This window comes from Streptomyces sp. AC550_RSS872, assembly GCF_019049285.1.
GTDB lineage: Bacteria > Actinomycetota > Actinomycetes > Streptomycetales > Streptomycetaceae > Streptomyces.
Map to the genome: position 1 here is coordinate 92,903 of NZ_JAGMUL010000033.1, position 11,812 is coordinate 104,714.

Genomic DNA, 11,812 nt, shown 5'->3' on the forward strand with positions numbered 1-11,812 from the left:
GCCGCGTGTGCCACCGGGTGGAGCATCAGGTCGGCTCGGGGGTGTTCTGAAAGTCCCGTGCGGTGCCCGCGCCCGCCGCGGCAGCGGCTGGTGTCGCAGCCGGTGCGTGCCCTCGGCGCGCCGGACGAAGGCCCTCGACGGGGGTCCCCCCGCTCGAGCGAAGCCGAGAGTGGCGGAGGAGCTACTTGGGCCTCTGGGCCTTTCAAAACACCCCCTGGGTGTGCTGTCCGGAGAGCCCGGCCGCCCGGTCGGGCAAGCGAGCGTCAGCGCCGCTCCCGCTCCCAGCCCGGGTTCCGTCCGCTCAGTCCGATCGCTCGGTCGAGCAGGGGTGCGTCGGCAGGGACCGGCACCACGGGACCGAAGATCTCGCCTCGGCCGGGATCGTCGACGGAGGCGAGGAGGAAGTCGTGCGACGCCTGCAACGCGGCGGGATCGGGGGTGTACTCCTGGCCGGTCGCGCGCGCCAGGTCCCAGCCGTGGATCACCAGCTCGTCCACGGCCACGGCGGCCGCCACCTCGCCCGGCAGATCCACGCCGCCCGCCCGGGTCATCCCACTCCACGCGCCAGGGTCGCGCCACGCCTCGGCCAGCTCGTCCAGCACCTTGGGCAGCTCCTCGCGCCACCCCGGCCCGATGTCCGGGACGGCGGAGTCGGGGCTGGTGTCCGTCGTGACGCCGAGGTCCTTGCGGGCGGCGTCACGGAAGGCCACGGTCAGGCCGAGCAGGTGCCCCAGCAGATTCCGCACCGCCAGCTCCGGACAGGGCGTCGGCCCCGACAGCTGGTCGTCGGCGACACCGTCGGCGAGACGGGCGATGACGCGCGTCTGCGGTCCGAGGTCGAGGGTGCTCGTGTCGGTCATGGTCCGGCTCCTCACAGGTCTGTTCCTGGAGGGTGGACCGACGGCGCCGGCAAAACTCATCGGTCGGCGGGGGGCGTGCCCGCCGGGGGGACCTGGTGGCGGGACGTCTCCCCGATCGTCAATTCTTCGGACTCCACGCCCTCGTCGCACGCCGGTAGCCCCCGCATACCTAAGGCACTTCCCCCATCCCTACGCCCCCGCCTTAGACGCACGATGGCATGGCATGACGACCACCCGCAGCACCCCTTCCACCCCCTCGGCCCCCTGGCCCCTCCCCCGTGTCCTGCGCGACCGCAACGCCGCCCTCTACCTCACCGGAGTCGTGGTCTGCGGCTTCGGCACCTCGGCGCTGTGGCTGGTGTCCGGCGTCTGGGTCAAGGACCTCACCGGCTCCGACGGCCTGGCCGCGCTGTGCATGCTCGCCATGTGGGCGCCCGCCCTGGCCGGCCCGCTCCTCGGCACGCTCGCCGACCGCACCCGCCGCAAACCCCTGCTGATCGGCGCGAACCTCCTGCTGGCCGCCCTCCTGCCCACCCTCTTCACCGTCGACTCACCGGACCGCCTCTGGCTCCTCTTCGCGGTCCTGTTCGTCTACGGCGCCGCAGGCGTCGTCCACGACGCCGCCGAGTCCGCCCTCGTCGCCTCCGCCGTCCCCGCGCCCCTGCTCGGCGACTTCAACGGGCTGCGCATGACCGCCACCGAGGGCATGAAACTCCTCGCCCCCCTGGCCGGAGCCGGCGTCTACGCGGCGTACGGCGGCGCGGGCGTCGCCCTGCTCGACGCCGTGACCTTCGTGGTCGCGACCGGGCTGTACGCCTGCCTCCGCGTCCGTGAGAGCAGGCCCGAGCAGCCGTCGGGCGGCTGGCGGGAGCAGACCGCCGAGGGAGCCCGCCACCTCTGGACGCACCCCCGACTGCGTCCCCTCGTCCTGGCCGGCGCCACCACCATGCTCTGGGCCGGCCTCAACGGCGCCTTGATCTACGCCGTCATCGACGGCCTCGGGCACGCCCCGGCCTACGCCGGTGTGCTGTACGCCGTCCAGGGCGCCGGTTCGGTGGCGATCGGACTGCTCTCCGGACCCGCGCTGCGCCGCCTCGGCGAGCGCCGTTTCGCCGCGTACGGCATCGCCCTCGCGGCCGTCGCGGCCGGACTGCGGGCCGTTCCGTCCGACCCGGTGGCCCTGGCGTGCAGCGCGGCGATCGGCGCGGGGCTGCCCTGCGTCCTGATCGCCGCGCTCACCGCCGTGCAGCGCGAGACCCCGGACGCCCTGCTCGGCCGTACGGCGGCCACGGCCAACACGCTCGTCTTCACGCCGAACGTCATCGGGCTGGCGGTGGGAGCGGCGCTGGTCGAACTGTTCGACGTACGGCTGCTGTCGGCCCTCCTCGGCCCGGCCTGGCTGATGACCGCCGTACCGCTGCTGCGTCAGAGGGCGGCCAGTGCCTCCCGTACCGCCACCAGGTCCCCGTCGGACGCCAACCCCGCGTGATAGAGCCGGATCTCGGTGGCCCCCAGCTCACGCGCGCGTGCCGCGTCCGACGCGAGCGTGCCCGGGCTGCCGCCCATCCCGGAGACCACACCGAAGTTGGCGGCGATGACCGCGCCCTCACGGCCCTGTTCGGCGAAGGGTGTCAGAAGGGCGGGGCCGGCCGCGCAGGGCACGACCACGCCGTCCGCGACGGAGAGGATGTGCTCGGGGTCGACGCCCGGGTTGGCGCCGACGTGGTGGGTCACCGGGTCGGCGTGCAGCAGGATCTGGAAGTTGTCGGGGGCGGCCTGGCGTACCGCGCGGACCGCCGTCTCCTGGAGCGTACGGGCGGTTTCGTCGCGCCACGCGCGCGTGGCCGCCGCGTTCGACTCGCCGAGCAGCTTCTCGACCCCGGCCCAGCCCTCGTCGGCGACCGTGCCCTGCCACAGCGGTTCGAGGGCGGCGCGTACGGCGGCCGCCAGCTCGTCGGCGTCCAGGCCCCGGGCGCCGTAGCCCTCCTTGCAGGTCGGGCAGAAGCAGAGCGCCATCAGGTACATCCCGGCGTCGCCGAGCGGCACCCCGCCGGTCTTGTCGTGCGCGTGCAGATGCTGGAGGCCGTACCAGCCGAGGGACTCCAGTTCCGTGCCGCGCGCTCCGGGGCGTGCGGCGGCCTCGGCGGCCAGTTCGACGAGGTACGCGCGCGTGGCGGGCTGTGCGATGCACGGTGCCCAGGGGTAGCGGTCGCCGTAGGCATTGACGACCGAGGTGTCCGGATGGTCGGCGCCCAAGCGGGAGTTGTGCGCGAGGACCACCCAGGTGTGCACCTCCAGACCGGCCGCCGTGAGCGCGGCGGCCGCCTCGCCGAAGGCGTTGCCGGGCGCCCAGTCACCGGCCGGGTACGGGCGCAGCGCGCGGCCCTGCCACCGGCCGTCCGCCGGGTAGAGCACGGCCGCGTGTTCGGCGGTGACGATGCGGTGGCGGGGGTGGCGGGGGGTGAGGGCTCGGGTGGAGTGGTAGGCGGCGGCGAGCGTCACCTGTTGCACGCCCAGGGCGGCGATCATGCCGGGCGCCTCCGGGTCTCCGTTGATGTCCCAGGGGTAGACGAATGTCGACGCCTTCACTTGGTGTCCTCCGGCTCCTTCTCCAGCAGCGCGTATCCGCGCTCGATCACCTCGGCGAGCTGCTTCACATGGTCCTCGCCCGGCTCGTGCAGCGGCGGCCGGACCTCCCCCACGTCCAGGCCGCGCATCCGCACGCCGGCCTTGACAAGGGCGACGGCGTATCCGCGGCCCTGGGCGCGCAGTTCGACGAACGGTCGGTAGAAGCCGTCCAGGAGGCGGTTGGCGGTCGCCTCGTCGCCCGTCTCCAGCGCCCGGTAGAAGGCGAGGGCGATCTCCGGGGCGAAGCAGAACACGGCGGAGGAGTAGAGGGTGACGCCGATCGCGCGGTAGGCGAGCTGGGTCTGTTCGGCGGTGGGCAGGCCGTTGAAGTAGAGGAAGTCGCCGGCGGCCTCGGAGCGTACTGCGCTCACGATCCGCTGCATGAGGTCCAGATCGCCGAGGCCGTCCTTGAGGCCGATGACGCCGTCCGTGCGGGCCAGCTCGACGACCGTTGCCGGGGTGAACACGGCGTTGTCGCGCTGGTAGACGACCACCGGGAGCGCGGTCGCCGCCGCGATCTCCCTGTAGTGGCGCAGCAGCCCCTGCTGCCCGGCGACGACGAGATACGGCGGCATGGCGAGCAGCCCGTCCGCACCGGCCGCCTCGGCGAGCCGCGCGTACCGCACCGCGAGCGCGGTGCCGTACCCGGCGCCCGCGACGACCGGCACCCGTCCGTCCGCCGCCTCGACGGCCACCCGCACGCACGCCTCGTACTCCTCGGGTGTCAGCGCGTGGAACTCCCCGGTGCCGCAGCACGCGAACACGGCGGCGGCCCCGGCCTCGACGCCCCGACGCACATGGGTCCGGTAGGTGTCGAGGTCGACCGCGCCGTCGGAGCCGTAGGCGGTGACGGGGAAGAACAGCGGCCCGCCGGGGACGCTGAGGCGTGCGGCGAGGGGGGCTGACGTCACGGGCTCTCCCTGGGTGCGGTGCAGGCGGGTGCAGATTTCTGATCGGAGTTTATGTTTATGAACGCACTTTGCACCACTCTTGACGTGCAAGGGTGGTGATCCTTAACTAGTCCACGCATGTGAACGCCGTGTACGCCTGCGGTCCACGACCTCAAGGAGCCCCGAGGATGCCCGCACCCCGCACCGTCCTGCTCACCGGCGCCGCCGGCGGCCTCGGCACCCTGATGCGGGACCTGCTCCCGGCGTACGGCTACCGGCTGCGGCTGCTCGACCTGCGTCCCATCGACGGCGAGCCGGAGGCGATCGTCGCCGACCTCGGCGACAAGGACGCCGTGCGCGAGGCCGTGCGGGGCGTCGACGCGATCGTCCACCTCGCGGGCATCTCCCTGGAAGCCCCGTTCGAGAAGATCCTCCGCGCCAACATCGAGGGCACCTACAACCTGTACGAGGCCGCCCGCGAGGAGGGTGTCGGACGCGTCGTCTTCGCCTCCTCCAACCACGCGGTCGGCTTCACGCCCCGTCCCCAGGGCGACGACCCCCTGATCCCCGTCGACGCCCCGCGCCGCCCGGACACCTTCTACGGCCTGTCCAAGTCCTTCGGCGAGGACCTCGCGCAGCTCTACTGGGACAAACACGGCCTGGAGACCGTGTCCGTCCGCATCGGCTCCTGCTTCCCCGAGCCGACCAGCGTGCGCATGCTCTCGGTGTGGATGAGCCCCGCCGACGGCGCCCGGCTCTTCCACGCGGCGCTGACCGCCGAGAACGTCGAGCACACCGTCGTCTACGGCTCCTCCGCGAACACCCGCCTGTGGTGGGACCTGACCACCGCCCGCTCCCTCGGCTACGACCCGCAGGACGACTCCGAGCCGTACGCCGAGAAGCTCATCGCCGAGCAGGGCGAGCTGGACCCGGAGAACATCGCACACGCCTACCTGGGCGGCCACTTCGTCAGCGATCCACCGATCTGGCCGTACTGACCGGAAAAAGTCGTAGAGAGAGGCGGGCGGGCACCGAACGGACCCGCCCGCCGCCTCATTCGGGCAGAGACCAGGCCCGACTCCAGCACACCCGGACACGGCACGGCAACGCCCCCCAGGGGCGCGGGGAACTGTGCGACCAGCCACAACGCGCCCGCAGACACCACACGACCGCACACCCGAGTCCGGAGTCCGCCCCGGGCACCCACAAGACCGAACGGGCACACACCGGGCAGTATCACCCCCGTAACAGACCTGGTCACCACCCCGCACCCGCTGTAGAACTTCCCCCAAGGGCCACAGGAGAGCCCGAACGGGCAGCACAGCGAGGCAGGTGACGACCATGAACAGAACAGCGGAGGAACGCCAGCGCGAGATCGTCCGCGCCGCCCGCGCGAGCGGCTCCGTCGACGTCACCGCGCTCGCCGCCGAGCTGGGCGTGGCCAAGGAGACCGTACGGCGGGATCTGCGCGTCCTGGAGGACCACGGACTGCTCCGCCGCACCCATGGCGGCGCCTACCCCGTGGAGAGCGCCGGTTTCGAGACGACGCTCGCCTTCCGCGCCACCAGCCAGGTCCCCGAGAAGCGCCGGATCGCGGCCGCCGCGGCCGAGCTGCTCGGGGACGCCGAGACCGTCTTCGTCGACGAGGGCTTCACCCCACAGCTCATCGCCGAGTCCCTGCCCACCGACCGGCCGCTGACCGTGGTCACCGCCTCCCTGCCGGTCGCGGGCGCCCTCGCCGAGGCCGAGCAGGTCTCCGTGCTGCTGCTCGGCGGCCGGGTGCGGTCCGGCACGCTCGCCACCGTCGACCACTGGACGACGAAGATGCTGGCCGGATTCGTCATCGACCTGGCGTTCATCGGCGCCAACGGCATCTCCCGCGAGCACGGCCTGACCACCCCCGACCCGGCCGTCAGCGAGGTCAAGACGCAGGCGATCCGGGCCTCGCGCCGCACGGTGTTCGCGGGTGTGCACACCAAGTTCGGAGCGGTCAGCTTCTGCCGGTTCGCCGACATCGGCGCACTGGAGACGATCGTGACGAGCACCCTGCTCCCCGCGGCCGAGGCCCACCGCTATGCGTTGCAGGGCCCCCAGGTCATCCGCGTCTGAAAACCGAACCCACTCCCCCTGGAGGCACCCGCACGCCTCCTAACGCCCCATATCTCCCTGTTTTCCCCAATCGTCCAGGAGCGATCCATGCGAACCCAGAGCCGACGACGGCCACCGCGAGCCACGCTCGCCATGGCCGCCGCAGGGACGCTGCTCGCCCCGCTGCTCTCCGGCTGCTGGGTCGGAGCCGGCGGGGCGGGGTCGGGCGGCAACTCGATCAACGTCCTGATGGTCAACAACCCTCAGATGACCGAGTTGCAGAAACTCGCCCCCCGCTTCACCGAAGAGACCGGCATCAAGGTCAACTTCACCGTCCTGCCCGAGAACGACGTCCGCGACAAGATCAGCCAGGACTTCGCCAACCAGGCGGGCCAGTACGACGTCGCGACCCTCTCCAACTACGAGATACCGATCTACGCCCGCAACGGCTGGCTGCACGAGATGAACTCGTACGTCGCCAAGGACCCCGGATACGACGAGCAGGACGTCCTGGGGCCGATGCGCCAGTCCCTGACCGGTGACGACGGCAAGCTCTACGGCCAGCCCTTCTACGGCGAGTCGTCCTTCCTGATGTACCGCAAGGACGTGTTCGAGAAGGAGGGCCTGACGATGCCCGCGCATCCCACCTGGCAGCAGGTGGCGGACCTCGCGGCGAAGACGGACGGCGCCGAGCCCGGCATGAAGGGCATCTGTCTGCGCGGACTGCCCGGCTGGGGCGAGGTGATGGCCCCGCTCACCACCGTCGTGAACACCTTCGGCGGCACCTGGTTCGACAAGGACTGGAAGGCGCGGCTGGACTCCCCCGAATGGGAGAAGGCGACGAAGTTCTATGTCGACCTGGTCCGCGAGCACGGTGAGTCCGGAGCCGCTCAGTCCGGCTTCGCCGAGTGTCTGAACAACATGACCCAGGGCAAGGTCGCCATGTGGTACGACGCCACCTCGGCGGCCGGTTCCCTGGAGTCGGCGAACAGCCCGGTCAAGGGCAAGGTCGGCTACGCACCGGCCCCCGTCGAGAAGACCGAGTCCGCCGGCTGGCTCTACACCTGGGCGTGGGGCATCCAGCAGGCGTCCCGCAACCCCGACAAGGCCTGGAAGTTCGTCTCCTGGGCGTCCGGCAAGCAGTACGAGCAGCTGGTCGGCGACGAGATCGGCTGGTCCAACGTGCCGGCCGGCAAGCGTGCCTCCACCTACGCCAACCCGGCGTACCGCGAGGAGGCGGCCGCCTTCCAGGAGATGACGAAAAAAGCCATCGAGGGCGCCCGCCCGAACGACCCCGGCGTCCAGCCGCGCCCCGCGCCCGGCATCCAGTTCGTCGGCATCCCCGAGTTCACCGACCTCGGCACCAAGGTCTCCCAGGAGATCAGCGCGGCCATCGCCGGACGCCAGTCCGTCGACTCGGCCCTGAAGAAGTCCCAGCAGCTCGCCGAGAAGATCTCCGAGGAGTACGAGGGGCGATGACAGCGACCACTACGGCCCCCGTGGCCACGACTCCCGTGCGCACCACCCGTCCGCCCTCCGCCCGGCTGCGCGCCTGGGCGACCCGGGCCCCCTTGCTCCCCGCCCTGATCTTCATGATCGTGGTGACCCAGCTGCCGTTCGTGGCCACGCTGGTGATCTCGTTCTTCGACTGGAACTCCCTCTACCCGGACGCCCGCCAGTTCACCGGCATCGACAACTACCGGGAAGTCCTCACCGACGCCGACCTGCGTCACTCGGTCTGGACGACCGTGCTGCTGACGGTCGCGGTGGTGCTGGCCAGCCTGGTCCTCGGCCTGGTGCTCGCCCTGCTGCTGGACCGCAGGTTCAAGGGCCGCGGGGTGGTCCGCACCCTGCTGATCGCCCCGTTCCTGGTGGTCCCGGTGGCGGCGGCCCTGCTCTGGAAACATGTGCTCTACAACCCTGAATACGGCCTGTTCAATGGGTTGTTGCACTATGTGGGCGGCCCACAACCGGACTGGATCTCCCACACACCGCTCCTCGCGGTCGAGGCATCCCTCGTCTGGCAGTGGACGCCGTTCATGATGCTGATCCTGCTGGCCGGCCTCCAGAGCCGTGACCACGAGCAGATCGAGGCGGCGCGGGTCGACGGCGCGAGCGACTGGCAGATCTTCCGCCACCTCACCCTCCCCCACCTGCGCCGCTACCTCGAACTGGGCGCCCTGCTGGGCTCGATCTACATCGTCCAGAACTTCGACGCGGTCTTCACGATCACGTCCGGGGGCCTCGGCACCGCCAATCTCCCCTACACCGTCTACCAGAGCTTCTACCAGGCCCATGAGAACGGCCTCGCCTCGGCCGCGGGCGTCCTGGTGGTCATCGGCTCGATCATCATCGCGACCTTCGCGCTGCGCGTGGTGTCGTCCCTGTTCCGCGAGGAGGTGTCGCGCGCATGAGTGCAGTGGCCGTACGACTTCGCAACCGCCGCAAGGGAGTTGGCCTCGGCCTGGTGGCCTGGCTGCTCGGGATCCTGTTCTTCCTGCCGATCGCGTGGATGGCCCTGACGTCCTTCCACTCCGAGGAGGACGCGGCGACCAACCCGCCGTCCTTCGCCGCGTCGCTGACGCTGGACGGCTATCGCGAGTTCTTCGGCGCGGGCGGCGGCGCGAGCCCCTGGCCGGCGCTGATCAACTCGACGGTGGCTTCGGTGGCGTCGACGCTCTTCGTCCTGGTCCTCGCCCTCCCAGCGGCCTACGCCCTGTCGATCCGCCCGGTGAAGAAATGGACGGACGTCCTGTTCTTCTTCCTCTCCACGAAGATGCTGCCGGCCGTGGCGGGCCTGTTGCCGCTGTACCTGTTCGCGAAGAACACGGACATGCTCGACAACATCTGGCTGCTGGTCATCCTCTACACCTCCATGAACCTGCCGATCGCGGTGTGGATGATGCAGTCCTTCCTGGCCGAGATCCCGGTCGCGATCATCGAGGCGGCCAGGGTGGACGGCGCGAAGCTCCCCACGATCCTCGCGCGCGTGGTGGCTCCCATCGCGCTCCCCGGGATCGCCGCGACCGCCCTCATCTGCTTCATCTTCAGCTGGAACGAGCTGCTGTTCGCCCGCGTACTGACCGGCGTGGTGGCCGAGACCGCGCCCGTCTTCCTGACCGGCTTCATCACCAGCCAGGGCCTGTTCCTGGCGAAGGTGTGCGCCGCGTCGCTCGTCATCTCCCTGCCGGTGCTCGCCGCGGGGTTCGCCGCCCAGGACAAGCTGGTCCAGGGCCTGTCGTTGGGAGCCGTGAAATGAAGGCCGCCGTCATCGAGTCCGTGGGCAAGGCAGTCGTCGCCGAGGTCCCCGACCCGACTCCAGGCCCGCGGGAAGTGGTGGTCGAGGTCGCGGCCTGTGGCCTGTGCGGCACGGATCTGCACATCCTCCAGGGCGAGTTCGCGCCCAAGCTGCCGATCGTGCCCGGGCACGAGTTCGCGGGCGAGGTGGTCGGGGTCGGTACCCAGGTCACGGAGCTGTCGGTGGGCGACCGGGTCGCGGTCGACCCGTCGCTGTACTGCTACGAGTGCCGCTACTGCCGTACCGGCCACAACAACCTCTGCGAACGCTGGGCGGCCATCGGCGTGACCACGGCGGGCGGCGCGGCGCAGTACGCGGTGGCGCCGGTCGCGAACTGCGTACGGCTCCCCGAGCACGTCCGCACCCAGGACGCGGCCCTGGTCGAGCCCCTGTCCTGCGCGGTCCGCGGCTACGACGTCCTCCAGTCCCGCCTCGGCGCCCACGTCCTCATCTACGGCTCGGGCACGATGGGCCTGATGATGCTGGAGCTGGCCAAGCGGACGGGGGCGGCGAGCGTGGACGTCGTGGACGTGAACCCCGCCCGCCTGGAGACGGCCCGCGGTCTCGGCGTCTCGGCCTCCGCCACGAACCCCGACGAACTGGACCGCCCCCAGGGCTGGGACCTGGTCGTCGACGCCACGGGCAACGCGGCGGCGATCCAGGACGGCCTGGACCGGGTGGCCAAGGCGGGCACCTTCCTCCAGTTCGGGGTCGCGGACTACTCGACGCGCGTGACGATCGACCCGTACCGCATCTACAACCAGGAGATCACCATCACGGGCTCCATGGCCGTCCTGCACAGCTTCGAGCGCGCGGCGGAGCTGTTCGCGAACGGGGTCCTCGACCCGGAGATCTTCATCAGCGACCGGATCCCGCTGGAGCGGTACCCGGAGGCGCTGGCGCAGTTCGCGTCGGGGATGGGCCGCAAGATCGTGGTCGTGCCGTAGCGTTCTGGGGCTCCGCCCCAGACCCCGCTCCTCAAACGCCGGAGAGGCTGAATTTCAGCCCGTCCGGCGTTTGAGGACAAGGCCCGAAGGGCCGACAGCGGGGGTCTGGGGGCGCAGCCCCCAGGGACGGGACGGGTAGGGGCGGCGGGGGCGAAGACCGTTGACGGCCGGCCACACCGGCTTCCGCCCCGCCGAAAAACCGTTGGGGCCCACCACCCCCTCCACCTACGATCCGAACATGCCCCGACCCCACGGATTCAGCTATCAGGAGCACGCCAACGGCACCGTACGCATCACCCACCAGGGCCGCCCCGCCACCACCCTCCACGGCCCCCGCGCCGCCCAGTTCCTCGCCGAGGTCGAGACGTCCGACCCTCAGCTGGTCATGGCCCGCTGGACCGGGAACTACAAGCACGGCAACGAGCGCACGGCGCGCAATCACCCCCGCAACCGCCGCTGACCCGAACGGTCGCGGGTAAGGGAACGGTAAATCGCCCCCGCTCGTTCACGGGTCATGACAGCTATGACCCCCGGCTCGAACATCCCTCTTTCCGCCGCGCGCGTGACGGTGGACGTCGCCGCCCCGGTGCGGCTCGACGTATCGGGCCTGCTGCTCACCGCCGACGGCAAGGTGCGCTCCGACGACGACTTCATCTTCTACAACCAGCCGAGCGGCCCCGGCGTGACGTACCGCTCGGGCGGCGGCACCAGCCCCGACGCGATCACCGTCGACACCTCGGCCGTACCCCCCGGCATCGAGAAGATCGTCGTCACCGCCAGCCCCGACGCCGCCGGCCAGACCTTCCAGGGCATCGAACCCACGGCCACCATCCGCAACGCCGACGACAACAGCGTCCTGGCCACCTTCACGCCCCCGCAGCTCGGCACCGAGACGGCACTGGTGATCGTCGAGGTCTACCTGCGCAACGGCGCCTGGAAGGCCCGCGCGGTCGGCCAGGGCTACGCCAACGGCCTGGCCGGCATCGCCACCGACTTCGGCGTCACGGTCGAGGAGCCGGCCCCGGCCCCCGCCGCCCCCGTGGCCCCGCCGCAGCCCACCATGCAGCCTCCGGCCGCCCCGCCCGCCCCTCCGATGTCCAC

At 71.2% G+C, this 11,812-nt stretch carries 12 protein-coding genes; 9 read left to right on the forward strand and 3 right to left on the reverse strand.

The annotated features are described in order from the left end of the window. Positions 1-263: 263 nt before the first annotated feature. Complete coding sequence (locus KUM44_RS16725) at positions 264-860, reverse strand: TIGR03086 family metal-binding protein (protein ID WP_217208682.1); 597 nt, start codon at positions 858-860, stop codon at positions 264-266. Positions 861-1,083: 223 nt separating this feature from the next. On the opposite strand from KUM44_RS16725, the gene KUM44_RS16730 reads away from it, so the two are divergent. Continuing rightward, positions 1,084-2,349 carry an MFS transporter gene (locus KUM44_RS16730; protein WP_217208683.1) on the forward strand — a complete coding sequence of 422 codons (1,266 nt, stop codon included), beginning with the start codon at positions 1,084-1,086 and terminating at the stop codon, positions 2,347-2,349. Here KUM44_RS16730 and KUM44_RS16735 read toward each other — a convergent pair. Together KUM44_RS16735 and KUM44_RS16740 are read right to left on the reverse strand one after the other, a co-directional pair. Further along, positions 2,286-3,449, reverse strand: a complete 1,164-nt coding sequence (locus KUM44_RS16735) for a hypothetical protein (protein WP_217208684.1) — start codon at positions 3,447-3,449, stop codon at positions 2,286-2,288. The genes KUM44_RS16730 and KUM44_RS16735 overlap by 64 nt on opposite strands. Then, positions 3,446-4,399 carry a 5-dehydro-4-deoxyglucarate dehydratase gene (locus KUM44_RS16740; RefSeq protein WP_217208685.1) on the reverse strand — a complete coding sequence of 318 codons (954 nt, stop codon included), beginning with the start codon at positions 4,397-4,399 and terminating at the stop codon, positions 3,446-3,448. The genes KUM44_RS16735 and KUM44_RS16740 overlap by 4 nt, the downstream gene beginning before the upstream one ends. A gap of 167 nt (positions 4,400-4,566) precedes the next feature. Between KUM44_RS16740 and KUM44_RS16745 the strand changes: the two genes are divergently transcribed. The 8 genes from KUM44_RS16745 to KUM44_RS16780 form a co-directional block, all read left to right on the forward strand. After that, the gene (locus KUM44_RS16745) at positions 4,567-5,376 is read left to right on the forward strand and encodes an NAD(P)-dependent oxidoreductase (protein WP_217208686.1); all 810 of its coding nucleotides are present in this window, start codon (positions 4,567-4,569) and stop codon (positions 5,374-5,376) included. A 343-nt stretch (positions 5,377-5,719) separates the two neighbouring features. Further along, a complete protein-coding gene (locus KUM44_RS16750) occupies positions 5,720-6,487 on the forward strand; it encodes a DeoR/GlpR family DNA-binding transcription regulator (RefSeq protein ID WP_217208687.1) in 768 nt (255 codons plus the stop codon). A gap of 87 nt (positions 6,488-6,574) precedes the next feature. After that, complete coding sequence (locus KUM44_RS16755) at positions 6,575-7,945, forward strand: sugar ABC transporter substrate-binding protein (protein WP_217208688.1); 1,371 nt, start codon at positions 6,575-6,577, stop codon at positions 7,943-7,945. Next, positions 7,942-8,880, forward strand: a complete 939-nt coding sequence (locus tag KUM44_RS16760; protein WP_217208689.1) for a carbohydrate ABC transporter permease — start codon at positions 7,942-7,944, stop codon at positions 8,878-8,880. Before KUM44_RS16755 ends, KUM44_RS16760 begins: the two co-directional genes overlap by 4 nt. Continuing rightward, a complete protein-coding gene (locus KUM44_RS16765; RefSeq protein ID WP_217208690.1) occupies positions 8,877-9,725 on the forward strand; it encodes a carbohydrate ABC transporter permease in 849 nt (282 codons plus the stop codon). The genes KUM44_RS16760 and KUM44_RS16765 overlap by 4 nt, the downstream gene beginning before the upstream one ends. Further along, complete coding sequence (locus KUM44_RS16770; protein WP_217208691.1) at positions 9,722-10,711, forward strand: zinc-dependent alcohol dehydrogenase family protein; 990 nt, start codon at positions 9,722-9,724, stop codon at positions 10,709-10,711. The genes KUM44_RS16765 and KUM44_RS16770 overlap by 4 nt, the downstream gene beginning before the upstream one ends. 238 nt (positions 10,712-10,949) lie before the next feature. Then, positions 10,950-11,171, forward strand: coding sequence for a hypothetical protein (locus KUM44_RS16775; RefSeq protein ID WP_217208692.1), 222 nt, complete (start codon positions 10,950-10,952; stop codon positions 11,169-11,171). Between the two features lie 54 nt (positions 11,172-11,225). After that, positions 11,226-11,812 (forward strand): TerD family protein (locus KUM44_RS16780; RefSeq protein WP_217208693.1); only part of this gene is annotated, 587 nt, incomplete at its 3' end.

Bases quoted from the DNA above. Each gene is read 5' to 3' on its own strand.
- KUM44_RS16725 (WP_217208682.1), bottom strand. From the start codon at position 860: ATGACCGACACGAGCACCCTCGACCTCGGACCGCAGACGCGCGTCATC.
- KUM44_RS16730 (WP_217208683.1), top strand. From the start codon at position 1,084: ATGACGACCACCCGCAGCACCCCTTCCACCCCCTCGGCCCCCTGGCCC.
- KUM44_RS16745 (WP_217208686.1), top strand. From the start codon at position 4,567: ATGCCCGCACCCCGCACCGTCCTGCTCACCGGCGCCGCCGGCGGCCTC.
- KUM44_RS16750 (WP_217208687.1), top strand. From the start codon at position 5,720: ATGAACAGAACAGCGGAGGAACGCCAGCGCGAGATCGTCCGCGCCGCC.
- KUM44_RS16755 (WP_217208688.1), top strand. From the start codon at position 6,575: ATGCGAACCCAGAGCCGACGACGGCCACCGCGAGCCACGCTCGCCATG.
- KUM44_RS16760 (WP_217208689.1), top strand. From the start codon at position 7,942: ATGACAGCGACCACTACGGCCCCCGTGGCCACGACTCCCGTGCGCACC.
- KUM44_RS16765 (WP_217208690.1), top strand. From the start codon at position 8,877: ATGAGTGCAGTGGCCGTACGACTTCGCAACCGCCGCAAGGGAGTTGGC.
- KUM44_RS16770 (WP_217208691.1), top strand. From the start codon at position 9,722: ATGAAGGCCGCCGTCATCGAGTCCGTGGGCAAGGCAGTCGTCGCCGAG.
- KUM44_RS16775 (WP_217208692.1), top strand. From the start codon at position 10,950: ATGCCCCGACCCCACGGATTCAGCTATCAGGAGCACGCCAACGGCACC.